A 21,125-nucleotide genomic window follows, 5' to 3' on the forward strand; every position below is an offset into this window, starting at 1 on the left:
TCACCTCCGCGTGTTTCAGAATGTCCATACTATAGAAAAAAACCGACGGATTGCCTATCGTCGGTTTTCTATGTCTCTCATCGTTTTCATGCTTTCCAACAATGTGACTAATTTGAAGCCAAATTGGCCTCTCCCAAGATACGGATTGGTTCCGGGATTTCAGCTTTCATCGCATCAGAACGATCCGGAACATGAGTTATGGCTCGCACCCATATGTTTCCCGATACCGGATTGTCTACAGTCAGCCTGACGGCAGTAATCGTTTTGTCCGGATATGGATTGGTGATTAGCCATTTATAGAAGGTTTCTTGACCAATCTGCACAGGTAAAGAGGTGAAAGCTGATTCATACAGTATCGGATCAACGTCATATTGCGCTGCCGTATGGACACTGCCTTTGGTTAGCTTTCGATCCCAGAAGCGATCCTTATTCGAGATGTTGAAGCCGTACGTAATCGGTACGCCAACCCTCGCTCCATCCTCGTACTCAAGCACGTACTCGCCTATCCGAAATTCCTTGTTGTCTAGGTAGATGCCGTCGATGAATTGATGGTATTCACGAAGATGATCGGTCGTATGAAGAACCTCCACGTACGAAGTTCCGGCACTTGTACCCGCTTCGCGCAGCGCCTCGCGATACCTGTATCGATACAGCGCATCGAAAGCCAGACTCGCTGTTTCCTCATGCTGCATATCGTCGTACGTATCACGCCAGAACATATAAGCCGCGTAAGCCATGGAGAACAGCACGCCGTTTCGCTGCAGATTCTCTTCCTTCAAGGCGCTCCAGTTGGAAATAATGCCGCCGAGCGGTCCATCGCTAAGCCGCGTGCTCCAATCTGCGAAGGATGGCCCGTCGAAGTTGCCGAATACAACCGGCATCCCCCGCTCGATAAACGGCTGGTCGAAATGCCGCTCGATGCCCCAATACCAATGCATCATGATGATATCGCGCGGAACGAGGTCAATCGCTTTGTACGTGGCAGGAATCGTTTCTCCCATATAGACGCCTGTTTCATAATCGACCATTCGTCTCTCGGAGCCGCCGTAGGTTTTACCCTCAGCGGTAACGGCGTTAAGCAGCTTCTCGCTCCAAATCATCGTTTGAGCTCCGCGCTCCTGCAGGTAGGTGTAGATGCGCTTGATATCGTCCGCATAGAGCTGCTCTGCCGGTTCTGTTTTGCATTTGTCGCACAATCCGATCGAGTACAGCTCATCATGGCCGATATGAACCGTCCTCGGCTCAAACACGTCCAGCACCTCGTCCAATACATCAAACAACAGCTCATACGAACGTTCGTCAGATGGACAATACGTATCCGGATAGGGATCGTGATGACGTTCGCGAATTTCGGGATGATTGATAAGCAAATAATCGCAATGGCTGAGGCAAGGCACTTCGGGAATAACATCCAAGTTACGCTCTTTGCAATAATCGATGAGCTCCCGCACTTGCTTCTGTGAGAGGAAGCGGCCTCCCCCGTTCTCGGCATGGATCGAATTCTTGTACCAAGCGAAGGTCTTCTCCTGGATCACGATCGTCTTGCCGCTGTATTCGTACATTTCCTCGCAATAGCGAACCCAGCCTTCGTTGATTTCAGGATGCTTCTTATATTCCATTGCTCCGCCGACCTCGATGACAATGGTATTGTATTTGAAGTGAACCAGCATATCGACGAAAGTTTTGAAATAAGCGATACCGTCCTCCGTCGGAAGATACACTTTCAATCCTCTTACCGGACAAGTAGGAACGTTATAAACGATGCCTTCATTCACAAAACCATGGTTCCGGTCCGCATACTTGGATAAGGTGACCGCTCCATACAGCAATCCGCGTTGTTGCTCTGCGTATACCGTGATTTCATCGGCTGCGAGATGAATTACGTAACCTTCTTCGTGCTCCGCATACTCGCACTTCAGTTGATCTCGGATGATTGCACGTACAGCTGACGTCACGCCGTAACGGAATGAAATTCGTTTATAATGCGCATCTTCCGTCTGCTTACTTGCAACGCTGCTTAGCATTTCCTTGATGAATGGCGTGTCGCAATCGATGACCGTATCTTTCGTTATCCGATTTCCCGTCTGCTCCCAAGCTGCATGCGCAGTCAAATAATCATTCATCGCTCAACCTCCGGGTTTCGAGTTAAATTCCCTATACGATCGTCACTTCGAATTGGGCAGAAATTCCAGTCGCTGTATCTTTCGCCGTCACGGTCCAAACTCCTGCGCGCGCATTGTACGGAACTGCGACCGCATGCACGTAATTGGTTCGCTCCAGACGAATGTTATCGGAATAGAGCCAATCTCTTGTACCGTCCGGTCCGCTAATATGAAAGCTGATTACGCTCGCGAATTCAGGCTCAGCATCAAGATCCGTTTCGAGCGCGATGCTGATTTGTTCCGTCGCTCCGCGTCTCCATTCGCGATTAGCCGTTACGCCTAAATCCGTAACTTGACAAGGCAGCAAGGAGAACAGCTTCGTATCCCCTTCGGCAAGCGCGAATTCCGCATAATCGGTATAGCCTAAGTAACGGCGTTCTCGAATGTCATAGACATGCGCAGGGCTGGCAAAATGGAACCGAAGCAGTGAAGCCTCGTCCTCCTGCTTCTTCCCGCTGCCGACCGCCAAACCGTCATGACCCAGCGATTGCACGTCGCTTAGTTTGCGAAGAACTGCTGCATAGGCCGCGTTCCCATTCGTGTAATAGAAGCTTTCGCAGCCTGCATGCACCGCTTTGCCATCGATCTGCGTAAGCTCCGCAGGCTTGCTTGCGTCGGATAACGCAATCAGGCTGCCGATCAGCTCTCGTAGTGCAGTGCCTCCTTGTGCTTGACGACGAAGCTGTGAATATTCCGCCAAAGCGAGATTCAAATAGACAGCTTTCCCTTTGCCATATGGTCGTACATTCACAGCTGCGATCTTCCGCATAAAATCATCGCGGAAAGCGGACTGTCCCTCTCTTGAACGGATGCCGAATTCCGCAATCCGAACATCCTGGAACGACTCATCGGGCGCAAAATAAGGGAAATCAGCATTCGGCACAAACCCATCGTTGTTATAGAACGGCTCCGCTTCCGTCGACAGCCGCTCGATGCCAAACAAATCGTCTAGCTGTCCTTGTGCCAGCGGCGTGCAATGCTTATCCATCAATCCCGTTTGAATATCGCCGATGATGACGCCGCCTTGCTGCACGAAGGAGGTAATGGCCTCCGCTTCGGCTGCGCTTAGCGCGATGGAATAAGGCAATACAAGCAGTTTATATGGACGGCTTAGCAGTTCACCTGCTTCGATCTGCTGCGAGGCGACAAACGAATACTGATAGCCGCTATCCTCCAGCATATCGATCCAGCCTTGACGGTTGTTTTGGAAACGAGCTTTATCCGCCGCTATCGTAGTACCTCGTACGGATGCCATTGAATAATGAATGGCGATGCCGCAATGATCCCGTTCAGCCACGTGCAGCAGCAGCTTGCCAATTCCCTCTTCGCGAATTTCTTTGAACGGGACGCTGAGATCCTTTGCGCTGGTGCTGAGCGAGTAGTCCGGATTCAAGAGGCTGAACTCCCAGAAAATATTGCATAGCGTTAAGCCGTGATAGACGCCATGCCATACGCCTTGCTTCGCCGTCACGCCATCGACCCCATAACCAAACCAGCCGCCAATAATGGTACCGGGTTTCGCGAAGGACCGGTGGAACTCGTATTGGTTGCCGACGCCATAGGCTTCGAAATAGCCGACATGCTGATGAAGACGGTAATAATCATAACCGGAGTAGGCTGTGGACGCCTGACAGCCGGACATCCGAATGACGCCCTCTTCGTCTTCCCCCTTCACGATGGCAGCAATGCGCCGGTAAGCTTCAATGAATGTGTTCTCCATGAAACGTCGATGATCGGCCCAAGGCGCATAAGCGGCCCTTCTTTTCGCTTCCTCGCGAGTCAGCGGATACGCCTCATGCCAACTGCTATATGCGGTGCCCCATGATGAGTTGAGCAATTCGATGTCGCCCGCATATTCTTGTTTAAGCCATTCTCGCATCTCTCCCAGGCAATAGGAACAGAAGCAAAGGTCAAGCTCATCGGTGTAACAGGTCAACGAGCCTTCATCATTGGCGAAATAGGCAATCGGTCCAAAATGCTTGAATTGCGAAACTTTGCTTGTAATCTTATGCTGCAGCCCTTCCCAGAACGCCGGATCATTCAGACAAGGCGTACGAACGAGATACCGATTATCTTTCGTCCGATAATACTGCTCCTTCCGCTCCACGTAAGGCCCTCGATGGTACCAATACACGCCGAGTCCTTCTGCCCCCGACATCGTGAGCGTCTTCGAGCTGCCGGGGAACAAACCGGTAATGCCGATCTCATGGTAACGCTCACCTATGAGTCCGAGAAAATCGCCATGGCCCCGATTTTGCGGCGCTGTGAACACTTCGAAATCCTCGAGCTGTCTGTGAATAGGCGTCACTACGATTTTCTCCGAGGACCAGCGCTGTACAGGATGATCGCCAATCCTCACATCCGCTTGCACCGTAACATGCATGGATTTCATGGAGGTTGGCCGGTATTCGCAAGTGAACGAATCACTTCCGCCATTAATTGCCGTCACCGTTTGTTGTAGGACATTGCCGTAATCATCGACAATCTGCACGCGCAGCTCGCTTGGTTCCCCTTGCAATTGCAGCGTCAGCTGCAGCGTTTCTCCCGCTTTAAGCGACTGATGGCTGAGAGCAGCTTCACCTATAAATGCCCGAAGTGGCTGAGAGAGGCCGAATGTCGCAAAGTCCGCCAACGACTCTGCGGCGTACGCATTCAACTCCACGCGGAATTCCCCGCCGATCGCCAATTGCTCCGGTAACGAAAGCACACCGGCCTCGCAATTCCCCGCCGCAATAAGCTCATCATACGCATTCTTGATCGAATACCGGATATGATCCGGAGTCAGGGATCCCGAAGTACGAATGATCCATTCCTGTTCGTTTCGAACAGGCGGCTCTATCAAACAGCCGGACTCCCGTTTAGCAGCCCAAATCACGCTTCGATAGACAAGCTCATAGAATGATTCCAGATAGGCAAACGTGCAGCTGCTCTTGGCTCCTGCCCATCTGTCAATTACCGCATCGTAGGTCGATTCCTTGGCGGTAAATTCTTTATGTTGAGGCAGGATATCGCGAGGGTAGTACCCGTATGCGACCACCCTGCCATTGCCATAGCTCCTTACCGCAGCAATCGGCGAGCCATCCTCGGCTTTGATTAGTACATCGCCAGCAGCTTGATAAGGGTAATAGGCCAGTTCTTCGCAAGGCATCAGCTCAAGCGGGATGCCGTTTGTAATGAAGTGGGACTTCGCTGCCGTCCATCGACCTGATTTCAAGAGGTCAAAGCGTACCTTGGGGTAGCCTTCTCCGGCATTGTTGTCTACAGCGAAACCTTCTTCGAACAGGTTTACCAGCGGCGATAACGCTTCGAGCTCCGGGGATTTCGGCTTGTCTTCTCCGTGGAAAGGGCGCATGAGCACGAGCCCCGCGCCTGCCTCCACCCGTCGAAGGATCGCTTCCCTCGAAGCAGCGGTGAAATGCGACCAGCCGTTCACGGCCGGAATTACAAGCACGTCAAAGTGCTGCTCCGAGGTCAGCACCTTCTCCAGGTTGTCGAACATGATATGCTGATCATCGACCGATGCCCGAATATCGTAGTAATCGCCGATTCCCCATTTGTTCAGATCCCAAGCTCTGTCAATGGTTACCGTCTCATACGAAACGCCGGTTCGACGAATGAATTCGACGATCTCGCGGCCATGCTTCACGCTTGGCACAAAGAACAGCTTCAACTTCTCGCCTGCATACGACGTTAATCGGTCCGGGTACTCGCCACCAAAACTCGTTTCGTAGGTGATGTCGTACGTCTTCTCCACCTTTTATTCGCCTCCTTAGCCTACAATCGCATAATCTCCTACCTCATCAGCCTTAATTGATCCGAGCATAACCCCTTTGGATACATACCTAGCTTGGATAGCGAAACAGTTGATCGCAAGGAAAGGATGTTTCGTACATCCTGCTCAGAGTATCTGCCCGATCGCGAACACCAATTCGATAGACCTCATCGACTTGGCTGATGTAATGGTGGAAGGCAAGCTCCACGACGCGCTCCGGATGATGGCGATAACCGCGCCGCTCCAGTCTGTGCGCAAGGATAAACGCATCGATTCGCGCTTCCTCCTCTTCCGTTGCAATCCCTCCGTAAGGCTTATCTTCTTGAAAATAAAAAGCTGCCCGCGCTTCGCTGCCAAGCCGGCTGGCTATTCGCACCGCAGCTTCCCGCACGATAAAGTGATCGATATGCTCCTTGAAGGCGATCGGGAATACCAGCGCTGTATCGGGCAGCATCGCCCATTTCGCTATTCGTTCGAGCATCCGATCGTAAATCTGTTGATCTCGCGCGTCGAAATCCGGGAACATGCCATGCGGAAACTCCATTTCGCTGCTTGCCAGCGCTTTGCCTCTGGTGAAGCATTCGTATTCCGCTAACAGCTCGTAGCCGTAATTGTAGGGATTCAACAGCTCATCGATACAATTCAAATCTTCCAGCAGCCGCTTGCCGGTTGCCAGCTTGATGCGCTCCAGACCGGCGTCGAAATTCCCGCTTCCGGTATGCGCCAAATAATTACTGCGCGAGAACACGTTGATGATACGGAACTGTTTCGTATGTAGGAGGTCTCGCTCTTTCAGCTCCAGCACGTAACCTCCCAGAAAGAATAGAAAGTCATCGTAATGCGGGGAGATGACGATGATGTTCATCTCAGGAATGACGTCCTCGATCGGGAGAATCTTCATCTTCGTCGACATCGTCAGTCCTCCAGCAATCGGTAGATTTCGGTATAGGCGTCTTGAAAGTAAGGGAGCTGCTGCTGGGCCAGTTCTTCATGACTCGTATCCTGCTCGAGGAAAGCCAGTGCCTGATTAGCCGCTTCGAGTGATTCAAATTCACATTCCCAGATCAGCGTGTTTCCGGCTTCTCTGCCGCTGTAAGGCAAATAACGCTTTCCCTTCGGGAATGCCGGGTTCTCGCGTTCGAGCAGGGCGAATTGACGTTCCAACGTTAGGAATTGTGCTTTGCTGGCGGCTTGGAACCGCTGAACAAGTCTTACTTTTACCTTCATCGTGCATCACGCTCCCTCGTATAGTTGACCTGCACCCAGCATGTACCTGAAAGCTGCCGTCATGGGAAGCTCGTTCTCTTCGGCAAATGCCGCGAGCAGCTTCGCGCTCAACTCCAGATGAATGGCATGCGGTGAAGTGACTGCCAGTGCGGCAATCAATGCGCCGAGCTCAACCGCGCTTTCCAGCGGCGTTTCGCCGAAATACGCATCGCTGCGTGCCTTGGCGAATGGCAGGCCGCAGCACAAGCCGCTAATGACGCCTCCCAGCAAAGCATCGCCGGCGCCTGCCGAGCTTACGGCCTTCACCTTCAGCGAAGGGGTATACGTGAGATGACCGTTCTCGTAGCTGTAACAGCCGGCTGCGCCATCCGTCATAATCATCTTCATCTCGGCATTGTGGCCGCTAAGATAACTCGCACAGGCAGCGGCTATTGGTCTGCCTCCCAAATCCAACTCCGCGTCCGCTGACGCTTCAGCTAATCCTGCGATTCGGCAAGCTTCATCACGGTTAACCGCAATCAGATCCGTAAGCGCAAAGCCGCCAAGATCCTTGAACTCGGCTGCTTCGGAGGATAATAAGGCTGCGACGTTGAAGCTCTTCCGGGCTCTGCCTCTTTCGAGGAGCGCGATGCGAGCGGCGAGCGGTACCTCCGGAGCGGAAAGCACAATTTCCGAGATTCCATCCGGAGGGAACTGGTCTAGTGCAAGGCTAATATCTTGCGGGAGCACCTGTTCGCTTGCGCTGTTGGAAGTCGTGATGTTGCCTCCGGCCAGATCGGGATATTGAAAACAAACGCTGAATAGTGTCTTGGCCTCCGACAAGCAGCTCACATAGTCGACAACCATCCCGGAAGCAGCTAACTGCTCTAGCAGTGCTTTACCTTCAAGGTCGTTACCCACCTTACCGATCGGATACAGCTTGAATCGATCCTCTTCTTCCATCCTCTGCTCGCACAGCAGAACAGCCGGGTAATGGCAAATAATATGCAGCTTGCAGAAATCTTGATTGGTCGTCAGCTCGCCGAGCCGGCTTTCGTTTCGGCCAAGCGTCTGATTGCCTGCAAGACGGAACAAGATACCGGAGCCGATTCCACCGGTACCGATAAGGCGGCGATAGCGATAGCGCGTATCCGATATGGGACGCAGCGCGTTCATACCTGCACCCCGTTTATGGCCCATTCCGGATGCTCGGCAATGGGATGTGCCGCCGTTTCGAGTGTTGCTGTAAGGAGCGCATCCGGATGAGATTGAAGCAGGGTCATCGGATACTCGGCGGTTTCGCCTGAAAATAAGGCAACACGGAGTGCGGTCTGCTTCCAGGCGCCTGTATCGCTGTATATTCTAATCTTCTTAGCGGACAGGCACTCTCTCATGCCGAGGGTAATCGACATCGGCGGGACGAATTGATAGGCACCGCCATAGGTTCGCTGGGCGAGTGCAATGATCGTATCGAGATTATTTTCCTGGACTCGGATCTCCGAATTCCGCAGCTGTTCCACCGTAATGGAGCTGTAAGGATGTCTGCGTGCTTGATTATAGGCCAGATGTCCATCTTGCCCCCAACCGCCAAGCGTCAGATCAATCGGCGCTTCGGCAATGCGAGACTTGATGGTTTCAATGGCAGACGGAACCGGGAAATACCGCTGCTTATGGGGAACGGCAAGCTCAGGCCGAACCCCGCCATAGAAATGCGTCTCCATGAAACTTCGGAAATTATACGGGTCGTTGCGGGCGAGCAGTTTCCCTTCCCAGTCCAAGCACTCATCCATATGAAACACCGTCATATTCGTTAGCGCGATGCTCTCCTCGTTAATGATCTTGACGAACGGCTCATACCACGCCTTCGGTCCGCATGGCACAATCGCTCGGAAGGGACGGCCTTCTTCATTTGCCAGTCGGATGTCATTGGCAAACTCCCGCGCCATGAGCATCCCCATCTCAGCCGAATCCCCCACCAGTCGTAATGGAATTCGGCGCTTTGGGTGGTCCAGCAGCTCATTAACCGGCACTTTGCACCATTCATAAAGCTCTTGATTCGATATCGGACACATCAGCATTCTCCTTCCTTTATCTGCTAACAGACAGGAACCCCGGACCTACATCGAGGGTTCCCGCATATAGCTGCCACTTACACGTTTACTCCCATCCCGGAGTTACATTTTTCTCCGTAATGATTTCGTTCACATCATCGATGATTTCTTGGCCCCCGTTGTCCAGATACTCGTTGACCGCCGTATCCCATTTGTCCATGTTCTCATCGCCAACGATCATCCGCGTCACATGGTCAGTGAAGGCTTGATCGAGCTCTGATCCTTTCTCGTCTGCCACTGCCGAAGTAATGTAGTCTACCGGATTCTTGTAGAACTTCACTGCCTTGAGCGTCTCCACCGCATCTTGAACGAACTGCTTCGCCAGCGGATCCGTGAACGCATTTTGCGGCTGTACCGCTTCTTCGTTCGGTGCCCAATAACGGCCAATGAGGTAGCTCCTCGGACGAACGTCTTGCGCATCCGGAATATCGACCGGGATGCCGTCTTTGATTTCGTACCCTTTGCCTAAACCGCCGTTTTGCCAGTCAAAATCTGCATGATTCGCAGTACGCTGCTCCCAAGGAACGAACGTGCTCATATAGTCGAGCATGCCGAGAATCCGGTCTGCTTTCTCCGGATGATCCTTCAAATGGCCGCTGAGCATAATCATTTGGTAGAAGCCTTTACCGGAAGCGACATAACCGCTTTGGCCGTCTTCCTGTGCGAATGGAGGAATAACGGCCAGATTTGCCGTAGGCTGCAGCTCTCTGAGAGCCGTGAAACGCTTCTGGTTGAAATCGTACGGCTGTTCGAAATACATCCCATATTTACCGGTGAAGAAGTCGTTCCGGACGTCGCTTTGCTTCGCGACGGCCCAGTCTTTGGACAATGCGCCTTCCTTGTATAAATCCGCGAGGAATTGAATTTCGTCCTTGTGCTGGCTCGTAATGATCCCCGGAATGAGCTGGCCTTTGTCGTTCTTGTAATACCATGCGCCGGAATCCCAGCCTACGCTCATCGCTGCGCCGTATAGGAGACCTGTACCGACAGAAGAGATGCCCATGCCAAGTGTATCGTTCTTGCCGTTCATATCGGGATCTTGTTTCGTGAAAGCGACCAGCACATTCTTCAGCTCTTCATAGTTTGTCGGCATCTTGAGGCCGAGGTTGTCGAGCCAGTCCTTACGAATGACCGGACGTTTCCCATATTTCTTAGGGAACCATCTCGGGATGGCGTACACCTTGCCTTCGACTGAAACGGAGTCCCAAATATCTTGTGGAATTTGCGACAAGGTCGGATATTTCTTGATCATGTCGTTGAGTGGAAGGAAAGCGCCTTGCTTGGCCCACTTTACAAAGTTGGCGTCCGGTCCTTCTTGACCGATCATATCCGGCAAGTCGCCGCTTGCCATGGTAACCGCCAGTTTATCCGGATACTCCTGCATGAAAAAAAACTGCGGCTTGAAGTCAATGTCGAACTTCTCATTGATTGCCGTAACCGCCGGACCTTGAGGAGCCGGAATCGCGGTATCCCAAAGTCCATCCATATATGAAACCGTAAACTTCACCTTGGATTCCGCATCCGGCTCTTCGGTCGCAGTAGTCGCAGCTGTCTTGTCGTTTGTTCCCGTGCTGTTGCTCGGAGCATTCGTCGTTGTGCTCTTTTCTCCCTCGTTATTCCCCCCGTTGTTACCTCCGCTGCAGGCAGCCAGGGTCATAGCTAGGGCTATCGCAAGAAACGCAATCAGTAAACTTCTACATTTCACACAAACTCCTCCGTTATCTTGGCTGCTCAAACGAGATGTATCCCCTCACACCAAGCGTATAGGATGAACGATGAGATGAAAATCGGCTGTTCTTTGACTGCTTCAACGATTTATTCGTTCAGGTGAAAAAGCGTGAAGTAACAATAAAATCGACCAGGTCGATAAACGAATGATGGGGCTGCACAAACTCGATGCTATTATTCGTGATGGCCGAAATGTTGCCCAATTTACAACAAATTCGGATTTACGACTTGCTGATATCCGAAATGATGCTCGATTTGCAACATAATGACCTCGATATGAACATTGTGAGATCATGTCCGTGAAAATGTTGCCTTTCGCGCAACAATTGCCGTTCTCCGACTCGCAAACATCCAAATTGTTGCACGTAATGCAGGATTTTAGATTAAGCAGGGAAGGTTGCGGAAGGTCGAAGACTTCGCAGCGACTACGCAAAAAGAGCTGTCTCAAAAGTCGCTCTGCGCGCTTTTGAGACAGCTCTATAGAACCATCGTTATTCCCATCCCGGTGTAATCTGCCGCTCCTTAATGAGTCTGTTCACTTCATCTATTATCGCTTGCCCGCCATTGCTTAAATACTCTTCGACCGCCGAATCCCAACCAGAGAGGGGTTCGACCCCGACGATCATGCGCGTCACATGATCCGTAAACGCTAGTTCAAGCTCCGATTCCAACTCGTTGCGCAGCGGAGAAGTGATGTAATCGACCGGGTTGCAATAAAACTTATACCCTTTCAAGGTGTCCACCGCGTCTTGTACGAATTGCTTGGCAAGGGGATCCCCGAAGGAATTTTGCGGCTGCACCGCTTCGTCGCTTGGCGGCCAATATCGACCGATCAAATAATTTTTGGGACGCAGCTCTTGCGCATCTGCTTTCTCGACCGGTATGCCGTCTTTCATCACATAGCCCTTATCCACACCGCCATATTGCCAGTCGAAATCCCCGTTCCCCGGGTTGCGATCCTCCCACGGAATCCAACTGCTCATATAATCGAGCATGCCCAGAATGAGGTTCGCCTTCTCAGGCTGCTCCTTCAGTTCGGCATTCAGCATAATCATCTGATAGACGCCTTTGCTGGAGGAGACATAACCGCTTTGACCGTCATCTTGCAGAAAAGGCGGGATGACGGCCAATTTAGCCGAAGGCTGAAGCTCTCGCAGTGCAGTAAAGCGTTGCTCGTTGAAATCATAGGGTTGTTCGAAATACATCCCAATCTTTCCGGAGAAGAAATCATTGCGTACATCGCTCATTTTGGAGACGGCCCAATCTTTTGCAATGGCACCCGCCGAATAGAGCTCCGATAGAAATTGGATCTGTTCCTTGTTCCGATTCGTAATAGTGCCGGGTATGAGCTGCCCTGCATCATTCCGATCATACCAAGCGGCGGAGTCGTACCCGGCACCCATTGCGGCTCCATACAAAAGTCCGGTGCCAACGGAAGACAACCCGAGTCCCAGGGTATCATCCTTTCCGTTCTTGTCGGGGTCATTCGCGGTGAAGGCGATCAGTACATCGCGCAGTTCCTTGTAATTCGTGGGCATCGGCAGACCTAAATTGTCCAGCCAGTCCTTCCGGATCACCGGTTGTTTGCCATATTTCTTCGTAAACCATCTTGGAATCGCATAGATATTCCCGTCGACGGAAACCGATTGCCATGCGCTTTGCGGTATTTTGGATAACGCGGGGTAGTTCTTTATAAGGTCATTTAACGGAAGGAACGCACCTTGCTTCGCCCATCTGACGTAATCTGCATTTGGATTCTCAAGGCCAATCATATCGGGCAAATCGCCGCCTGCCATCGTGACCGCAAGTTTATCCGGGTATTCCTGCATGTAATAAAATTGCGGGTTGAAATCTATGCCGAATTTCTCGTTAATCGCTTGAACCGCGGGACTGTCCGGTGATGGAATGACTGCATCCCATAAGCCATCCATATAGGAAACTCGAACTGCTCCGAGCGCTTTGGCTTCGGTATTGTTCGAACCTGACGCATGAACATCCGCAGCGGTCCGATTGCTTGCAGAATCGGCACGATTCGTAGATTCATTCTCGCCATTGCATGCGGCAAGGAGCGCGAACATGGAGATGATGAGCATGCCTGTAATCCCGTTCTTCTTCATACGTTTGCCCTCCTTCAACCTCGTTCGTCGCGATCATTTTGCTTTGTTATTCGACAGAATGACCCTCGATCTCCTTCTACTACTAAGGAATTTTGCCTATTTCAGCTATCGTTGCGCGATATACCAATCCTATTTAATTCCAATTTTCTACCTTGATTTAACAGTTTCCCGATGCTACTATGGGGACATCTCATGTATTCCAATGATCGAAGAGGAGGAAGACAATGGGAAAAATCGGGCTCCTCAAGCACGCTGCAGGCTCCCTGTTCATTCAGCTTTTACTTAGTTTTCTAGCCATCCTCATCCCTCTTATCGCATTCTTTTTCTTCTCCTTCACCCTACTCAAGAATCACGCCACAGACGAAGTGATCAAATACAACACCTTAAGCATGAATAAAACCATAGAGAAATACGAGAACCATTTCAATCAAATCCGGAATATCGGCCTGGATCTGCTATTGGACGAGAAATTGACTTCGCTTAATCGACCGACCCTCGACTATTTGAATGGACGATCGCTAATGCGATCCATTAACAGCTACTTGAGCCATAAGGATATCGCCGTCCACAATATTTTCATCTATTTCAAGAAAAGCAACTTTGTCATTTCAGGTGACCGCGGTGCAAACGCCGATGACATGTTTACTCACTATTATCAAAGTACGGACTATTCGCCGGCGTTCTGGTCGGAGCAATTCAGCAAGCCGGGCAGTTACAGCATTCTGCCTTCCTCCACGTTCAATGAGAAGACGATCAATCAACTGACGGCGAAGGGCCGCTACATGCCTGTTATCGTTCGGAACAAATTCTTCCCGGATTATCAAGTCATCATTATGCTTGATTTAAACAAAATGCTAAGCGATTTCCACGATTCATCGCAAGATCAATTCATCCTGCTGGATTCGGCCGGAAACCGGTTAGCTGCCGACAATGTCGGTGAGCAGGTCGAAGCCACTCTGCCTGTTTGGGAGAGCGATTCCAATTATGTAAACCGGAACGATATTTATTATTTCACCAAAACAGGCGCAGTCACCGGCATTCGTTACGTCAAGATCGTTCCCGACAATCAGATTTCGGCTCAAATCAGCAAAATCAACTCGATTCTGCTCATGCTGTTGATCGTGTTCACGATTGTCAGCATTTGTGCCGCTTGGTTTTTCACGAAACGATTCCACAATCCGGTCAAGCGTATTATGGAGTCCATCCAGACGTTAAACGCTCCTTCCGCCGTTCAGAGCAGCATACATGAATTTAAATACATAAACGACCAAGTCCGACACCTCGTCCAGACCAACAACACGATCGATCAAGCCAACAGCCGCAAGAACTCCTTGCTCAGCTACTATGCTTTTATGAACAAAATCAAAAACATTAAGCTGAAGGATCAAGAGTTATATGACTTCTCCATCCAAGAGCCGTACCGTCTTCTCCTGTTTCGACTGCAATTTACGCCTTCGTTCTTCCGTGACATTGACGCAGATGAAGGAAAAGCCTCCTTCTTCGTACGCGAATATATCGATTCCCATTTGAAGACTCATGTGCAGACGCAAACGATACAGCTCGAACATGATCTCATTCTGTCGCTCGTTATCGGAGATTCCATACAAGAGGACATCCCGTCCTTTCTCGGCAGCTTGAAGACTGTCTTCGACCTTGACCAACGGTATTGGTCCATTACGATCGGTGTCGGCAGCTTGTATCGGCATTCTGCTGATCTAACGCGAGCGTACGAACAAGTACTGGCTCTACTCGACTACCGGAAGCTCGAGCATGTAACTCAGATCATTTCGGCAGCCGAACCACAGCCGGAATGGCAAGCTGCGATGACCGGCGGGCAGGAGCAAGAGCTGTATACGAATTTGTCAGCAGGCAATGAAGAATTCGTGCTGCGCATCGTCTCCAAAGTGCTCGGGCAGCTGGAGAAGAAAGCCGCAACGGCCATCCAGTATTATGATTTTGCAGAGAATATCGCCCAGCTGGTGACCAAAACATTCGCTTCTCTCCACCTCGATTTGCAGGCGCTTCAGAGCTATCTGGCGTTGTCCGGTAAGCCGCGCAGCTGCTCTAATCAAGAGGAGCTGCAGCGCTATTTGATCAAGCTGCTCACCTTCGCGATGGCTCGCGTAAATGAGAAGAAGGCCTCTCGCGACAATATCATAGAGTTTGTAATGAACTATATGGAGCAGCATTACCGGGACGATATTACGCTTGATATTTTGTCCGATAAGCTCAATATCTCTGCCAGTTATCTCTCGACTTATTTTAAATCCAAGACGGGCATGAACTTTATCGACTACATTAACAATTACCGGATTGATCTGGCCAAATCGCTTCTGAAAGGCGCCGATCTGCGCATTCAAGATGTAGCCTCCCAAGTCGGCTATCAAAACATAAATTCGTTCAACCGGATGTTCAAGAAAATTAGCGGCGTGACGCCAAGCGAGTTTCGCAAGCAGCAATATCTCATGGAAGGCTAAACGGAAAAGCCGCTTCTGCTCACGGTGATCGTGATGGAAGCGGCTTTCTTTGTCGTTTATCCGAGATAGGTTTCTGCGCGATTACGTATGGCTTCCATGACCGCAACCGATTGGATCGAGGAGCTCAGGTCATGCTTTAACTGCCCTCCTGATTTCAAAGCATCCAAGAAGCTGGCATTTTCGTCATAGAAGCCAAATGCCGTCGTCCACTCCTGCTCCTCGGGAATGATTGCGACCTTCCCCTTCTCCGAACAGATGAGACCCGCAAAGCTGTTCGGACTCTCCAGCAGCGGCAAATGAAGCTCATAGGAGAAACCCTCGCCTCTTACGGTGACCATCTCACGGGCTGATCCGGAATGCGGGTAACAGTTCAGATTCACTCGCACGCCATTTCGGAAGCATCCTTCAGCCATGATATTGCTAAGTCCGGGTGCAATTCCTGTCAAATCATCATACCGGAACCTCAGCTCTGCATATTCGGAGCCGGCAATAAACTTCGCAGCATCAATCGCATGGATCGCGGTGGTGGAGAAATCAGCATCCTTGCGATTAATTCGGACCATGTCATAGGTGATGCTGTAGATTTGTTTATCTTGTGCATGTACTCGGAGTTTATCGATAAGCAGGTTTGTCATGGGGACAAATCTGCGATTAAATGCGACGCGGTGCCGGATACCTCTATTCGCCGCCTGTTCTTGGAGCGCAATAACATCTGCAGTATGGATACCCGGCGGTTTCTCCAAGAATACGGCAACACCGGTATCCATGACCTGCAATGAGATCGGCACAGTTAACTGCTCCGGAACGACGACCCATACGGCATCCAGTTGTTCGGACTCCAGCATCTGAGTGAAGCTGCCGTAGGCTCGTTCAAAGCCGAAATCCGCGCGATACGCTTCTGCTGCCGCTTCGTCCACATCGCAACAAGCGGCAAGACAAACGCCTCCAATCGTTTCCTTGTATTGCTTCAAGCAAGGTCCATGTGTTGCCCTTGAATGCCAGCCGCAGCCGATGACTCCGATGGTTACCATTAGACGCCGCACCGCCAATCGGTATCCTCATGGGCTTTCAGTTGAATGGATAACGAACCGTCTTCGTTCACCTTCTGGGCACAGGCCCAGCTCACTTGTTTCAATTGACCCGGCTTTACTTCCAGTTCGATTGAGAGCCTGATCTCTTGATCGCGCCAGGAAGGAGGCAGAATGATCGAAGCCAAACTTACTTTACCCGGCAGCGGGCATCCCTTATCGAGCTTGCCGCGTACCTTCCCCTTGCCTTCTGAACTCACGGCTTCCAGCCATAACGTGCCCGGGACGCCGGAAACGCCGTCGTTGGCCAGTGCGATGACCAGCTCATCCGTCCCTTGCCGTTTGCGCTGCCACACCCATGATGGGCGAATGCGATAGCCCAATCGGCGCTGGAGCGTTTCGATTCCGTCCGGGTACCGCTCATGATAGCTCGCTATTGCTTCCGCTTCTGTCCACAACCCCCAGTAATTCCCGCCAATATCGAGCGCATGTAACATGGAGCTTGCGATCACATCGACATGCCCGCTATCGAATTTGAGCTTCTCTTGCTTGAAATGGCGGTAATAACCATCCTCAATAACAGCTGCGGTCCAAGCCGCCCGACCGGCGATCACTTCGATTTGCTCCGGCTCTTCGATGATGATGCTGTCCGTCCGTACCCAACAGTCTTCCTTCATCGCATACTCTCGCACCGTGCGATTGCCGGTATGGCTTATATCCGGCTGCGTATTAACGGCCAGCGGCGTATGCTTCCATCGTTCAATTTGCTGCCTCGACATCGACATGAACGTATGCTCAGCCGTCGTATAGTCGGGGAATGGATTCTTCAGATCATTCGTATGGCCTTCTCCCCAGAAGCCATACATCATCAAGTCCACAAATTCAATGATTGGATTGCCGTCAAAACGTTCCGCCAGCAGCTCGTTTAACTCCGTGAATGCCGCTTGGAAAGCAGGATGATCATAACGAGGCTCATAGTAATCAAAGTCTTGGTTATTGAAGGTACCAATATTAACCAGCGGCACTTGATCAAGCAAGAAATCCGGCATGGCAAGCCTTGCTGGCTGTATATTGGGGCTCGACAGCTGAATGCGGAAGGCTACACGCAAGCCATGGCGTTCAGCGGCATCAAACGTCGCTTCCCAGATCGGATGAAGGTCAAGTTGTCCCGGACGAAATTGCACATCTCTCCAATCACAGCGAATATAGAGCACATCGACATATGGAAGCTTCGCCAGCTTCTCCACATGTTCTTCGATTGTCTCCTGCCCCAGCCTCGCCTTAAGCGATGGCCCGTTCTCCTCCCAGGCGTAAGCGATTAATCCTTGGCCCGGATTACGGACAGGCTTGCTTGATGGGGTCGTTGTAAAGATCGTGTACCACCCGTCATCTTGTTCAATTTGAAATGGACCTTGATACAAACGGCCCAAGTTCACCGCCTTATTAGCCCCTTTTTCCACGACAGCTCAACTCCCCGATTGGATGTAAAACTTGCTTCTTATTCCCAAAATATAAGAAGACGCGCGGAAAAGATATGTACGATATTTTCGCACCTTCATCATTTTATAGATTTTCACAATTCCTGCTGCAAAACAAAAAAAGCGACAAGCATCGCTTGCGCCTTTTCACTATTAATCACCCGATTCATCATCCAGATCTGTGATAACGCCGGTCACTTTATCGTATGGAATAATCGTAAACAACGCTGTCTTCTGCAGCTTGGCTTGATCATATACGGCGTACACTTTACTTGAACGGGCGATAAAGAGCTGTGCGATACGGGCTTCCAGTTCATTGTGCGTCGTAAAACCATGTTCCTGCGAAACGCCGTCAACGCCGAGGAACATCTTCGTGATGTTCAGCTTCTCGATGACACTCTCTGCCAGCGGACCGATCAGCTCATAGCTCTTATGCCGCATGACTCCGCCGGAGACCACGACCTGCACGCCTTCGGCATCGAACAATTCATTCGCGATGTTGACCGCATTGGTGACCACGGTTATGTTTTGGTGGTTTTTGAGCGCCCTGGCAATCAAGAATGTCGTTGTCCCCCCCGTCAGGCATATGATATCGCCTTCTTCCACTAACGAAGCAGCCGCGGCCGCAATTCGTTCCTTGCCTTCTCTGCTGACATCCCGTTTCTCGGCAAAAGCCAGCTCGGCATTTCTGCCGCTGCCTTCATCATAGATCGCTCCGCCGATGGTACGAATGATTTTGTTCGATTTCTCCAGCAATTCCAGGTCTCGCCGCACGGTTGCGATCGAGCTGTCCGTTGCTTCCATTAGATCTCCAATCGAAGCTTTGCCTGTTTCCTTTATTCGCTCAAGGAGTTTCGTTCTGCGAAGCTCGCCTTTCGATTGTATCATGCTCTTTCCTCCATCATTAGCGCATATCTATAGCTTTACCTACACAGCCGCATAGTTGCATTTTGTCCATGGCAAGCTGTTTAACGGCTTGTTTGGCCGGTACCATGTAGGTGCGAGGATCATTTTCATTTGGTTTGTTGGCAAATACAGCTTTTATCTCATCCGAGAATGCAATGCGAAGCTCTGTCGCGATATTCATCTTCGCCATCCCAAGGGAAACCGCCAGCTTCACTTGTTCTGCCGGAATGCCTGAACCGCCATGCAGCACAAGCGGTGCAGCTACACGTTCAGCGATGGAAGCAATTCGTGCAAAATCAATATTAGGCGTACCTTTATATATGCCATGTGCTGTACCGATCGCGGGAGCAAGCGTATGGACACCTGTTAAATCCATGAATTTCACGCATTCATCCGGATCGGCGAGCAATGCATCAAGCTCATCCACAATGATATCGTCCTCTACGCCTCCAACCTTGCCCAGCTCCGCTTCCACATTGACGCCGGCAGCTTCGGCGACTTCCATCACTTTCGCGGTTCGCCGCACATTTTCCTCAAAGGGATGCATGGAAGCATCCATCATAACCGAGGTATAACCTGCCCGTATACATCTGACTATGAGATTAAAATCCGTGCAATGGTCGAGATGCAGCGCGATCGGCAGCCCCGTTTGATTGGCGGCAACCGTAGCCGCGGCAACGATGTATTCCGGTCCTAAATGTTTTACGGTGCCTACCGTGGATTGAATGATGAGCGGCGATTGCGTCTCAATCGCTGCTTCCGTAACCCCTTGGAGCATCTCGAGTGTGTGTACATTGAATGCGGCTACGGCGTATTTACCTGATCTGGCCTGCTGAAGCATGCGAGTGGATGAAAGAAGTGGCATAAGGAAGGAGCCTCCTGTCGTTTCTGAATGACTGCTGTACATTGCAAAAACTAGCATTGGAATTTATGACTCTATAAGATAATCATATCGGGTTAAATTGATCTTTACAATCATTTTTTGATTGATAAAATCAAAAAATGATTGATGACATCAATGAAACGATCTATTATAGAGGCATACACATCGACAACACCTAAAATGAGGAGGATTCCGATGAGCTTGACCTATGGGGAGATCAAATCGCAATATTCGGCCTTGCAGCAAACCTATGACTATATGCTGAAGAATCGCACCGCAATTACCGATTTCTTTCATTCGCAAGGCAAACGCTCTGTCACCTTTATCGGTTGTGGTTCGAGTTATACCCTTAGCGAATCCGCAGCATTTTCCGTTCGCTTACGTGCCGGGATTCCCGCGTCTGCGCTTGCAGGCGGGGATTTGCTGCTGAATGCTGAAGCCTATTCTTCGCTGCTTAGCGACACACTTCTAATTGCTCCTTCTCGCTCAGGCTCAACGAGCGAAATCGTCGAGTCGGTTCGGCTGCTGAAGTTAAATGGGGAAGCACCGGTATTGGCCATCTCATGCGTGGTCGACTCCGCACTATCTGAAATCGCAGATCTCATACTGTCGCTTCCCTGGGCGTTTGATCACAGCGTGTGCCAGACGAGAACCGTAACCAACTTGTATACGGCTAACCTCATGATCGCCGCATTTCTTGGCCATGACGAATCCGTTCTCGCCGACATCGCTGTTGCGATTGCCCAAGGAGAAGCTTATATGGAACGCTTTGAATCAGCGATTCGTGAAGCAAGCGATTATGGCTGGACGAACGCTGTCCTTCTCGCCGATGGAGAGCTGAACGGCCTTGCAGCCGAAGGCGCCATCGCGCTGACTGAAATCGCGAAGGTGCAGGCCCATGCGTTTCATGTGCTGGATGTCCGGCATGGCCCCATGGTAACCGTTGGACCGGAAACGCTCGTGATTGCGCATCTCACTAGTGCCGGCACCGAGCATCAACGGAAGCTGATGCAAGACATTCGTGCACGCGGTGCGAAGGTCATCGCATTCGGTGATGCTGCGGCTAATATCTCCGAGCATCATGTCGACCTCGCCATTATGACGGAATCGCAGCTATGCAAGCCGGTTCAAGGTATCCCGTTCTTATTCATCCCACAGATCGTAGCCCTCTGCAGCGCCGAGCGGCAAGGCATCAACCCCGATGAGCCGGACGGCTTAACGGCGTGGGTTAAGCTTTAGGGATGGAAGCGCAGGCTG

At 51.0% G+C, this 21,125-nt stretch carries 14 protein-coding genes; 2 read left to right on the forward strand and 12 right to left on the reverse strand.

Annotated features, from left to right (window positions below; translation table 11 throughout):
- Positions 1-107: 107 nt before the first annotated feature.
- From BM412_RS10745 to BM412_RS10780, 8 genes are all read right to left on the reverse strand, one after another.
- On the reverse strand, positions 108-2,123 hold the full coding sequence (locus tag BM412_RS10745; RefSeq protein WP_091217379.1) for a family 20 glycosylhydrolase: 2,016 nt from the start codon (positions 2,121-2,123) through the stop codon (positions 108-110).
- A gap of 31 nt (positions 2,124-2,154) precedes the next feature.
- Complete coding sequence (locus BM412_RS10750; protein ID WP_091217382.1) at positions 2,155-5,916, reverse strand: beta-galactosidase trimerization domain-containing protein; 3,762 nt, start codon at positions 5,914-5,916, stop codon at positions 2,155-2,157.
- An 88-nt stretch (positions 5,917-6,004) separates the two neighbouring features.
- Complete coding sequence (locus BM412_RS10755) at positions 6,005-6,847, reverse strand: hypothetical protein (RefSeq protein WP_091217386.1); 843 nt, start codon at positions 6,845-6,847, stop codon at positions 6,005-6,007.
- 2 nt (positions 6,848-6,849) lie between these two features.
- Positions 6,850-7,161 carry a hypothetical protein gene (locus BM412_RS10760; protein ID WP_091217388.1) on the reverse strand — a complete coding sequence of 104 codons (312 nt, stop codon included), beginning with the start codon at positions 7,159-7,161 and terminating at the stop codon, positions 6,850-6,852.
- Positions 7,162-7,167: 6 nt separating this feature from the next.
- Entirely contained in the window at positions 7,168-8,316 is a 1,149-nt protein-coding gene (locus tag BM412_RS10765; protein ID WP_177245765.1) for a carbohydrate kinase family protein, read from the reverse strand.
- Positions 8,313-9,212 (reverse strand): sugar phosphate isomerase family, encoded by a 900-nt coding sequence (locus BM412_RS10770; protein ID WP_091217394.1) that lies wholly within the window; start codon positions 9,210-9,212, stop codon positions 8,313-8,315. Before BM412_RS10770 ends, BM412_RS10765 begins: the two co-directional genes overlap by 4 nt.
- 85 nt (positions 9,213-9,297) lie before the next feature.
- Positions 9,298-10,956 carry an extracellular solute-binding protein gene (locus BM412_RS10775; RefSeq protein WP_143111593.1) on the reverse strand — a complete coding sequence of 553 codons (1,659 nt, stop codon included), beginning with the start codon at positions 10,954-10,956 and terminating at the stop codon, positions 9,298-9,300.
- A gap of 514 nt (positions 10,957-11,470) precedes the next feature.
- Positions 11,471-13,096 carry an extracellular solute-binding protein gene (locus tag BM412_RS10780; protein WP_091217398.1) on the reverse strand — a complete coding sequence of 542 codons (1,626 nt, stop codon included), beginning with the start codon at positions 13,094-13,096 and terminating at the stop codon, positions 11,471-11,473.
- Positions 13,097-13,320: 224 nt separating this feature from the next.
- Here BM412_RS10780 and BM412_RS10785 point away from each other — a divergent pair, with 224 nt between their 5' ends.
- Positions 13,321-15,573 carry a helix-turn-helix domain-containing protein gene (locus tag BM412_RS10785; protein ID WP_091217400.1) on the forward strand — a complete coding sequence of 751 codons (2,253 nt, stop codon included), beginning with the start codon at positions 13,321-13,323 and terminating at the stop codon, positions 15,571-15,573.
- Between the two features lie 56 nt (positions 15,574-15,629).
- Here BM412_RS10785 and BM412_RS10790 read toward each other — a convergent pair whose 3' ends face one another.
- From BM412_RS10790 to BM412_RS10805, 4 genes are all read right to left on the reverse strand, one after another.
- The gene (locus tag BM412_RS10790; RefSeq protein ID WP_091217403.1) at positions 15,630-16,604 is read right to left on the reverse strand and encodes a Gfo/Idh/MocA family protein; all 975 of its coding nucleotides are present in this window, start codon (positions 16,602-16,604) and stop codon (positions 15,630-15,632) included.
- Positions 16,604-18,061, reverse strand: coding sequence for a hypothetical protein (locus BM412_RS10795; protein ID WP_091217405.1), 1,458 nt, complete (start codon positions 18,059-18,061; stop codon positions 16,604-16,606). The genes BM412_RS10790 and BM412_RS10795 overlap by 1 nt, the downstream gene beginning before the upstream one ends.
- Positions 18,062-18,232: 171 nt before the next feature.
- The gene (locus BM412_RS10800; protein ID WP_091217408.1) at positions 18,233-18,967 is read right to left on the reverse strand and encodes a DeoR/GlpR family DNA-binding transcription regulator; all 735 of its coding nucleotides are present in this window, start codon (positions 18,965-18,967) and stop codon (positions 18,233-18,235) included.
- Positions 18,968-18,983: 16 nt separating this feature from the next.
- Positions 18,984-19,850, reverse strand: a complete 867-nt coding sequence (locus BM412_RS10805) for a class II fructose-bisphosphate aldolase (protein ID WP_091217411.1) — start codon at positions 19,848-19,850, stop codon at positions 18,984-18,986.
- A gap of 213 nt (positions 19,851-20,063) precedes the next feature.
- On the opposite strand from BM412_RS10805, the gene BM412_RS10810 reads away from it, so the two are divergent.
- Positions 20,064-21,107: an SIS domain-containing protein gene (locus tag BM412_RS10810; RefSeq protein ID WP_177245766.1), complete on the forward strand. Its 1,044-nt coding sequence runs from the start codon at positions 20,064-20,066 to the stop codon at positions 21,105-21,107.
- The last annotated feature ends 18 nt before the right edge of the window (positions 21,108-21,125 follow it).

Source organism: Paenibacillus sp. BC26 (assembly GCF_900116125.1).
GTDB lineage: Bacteria > Bacillota > Bacilli > Paenibacillales > Paenibacillaceae > Paenibacillus_Z > Paenibacillus_Z lignilyticus.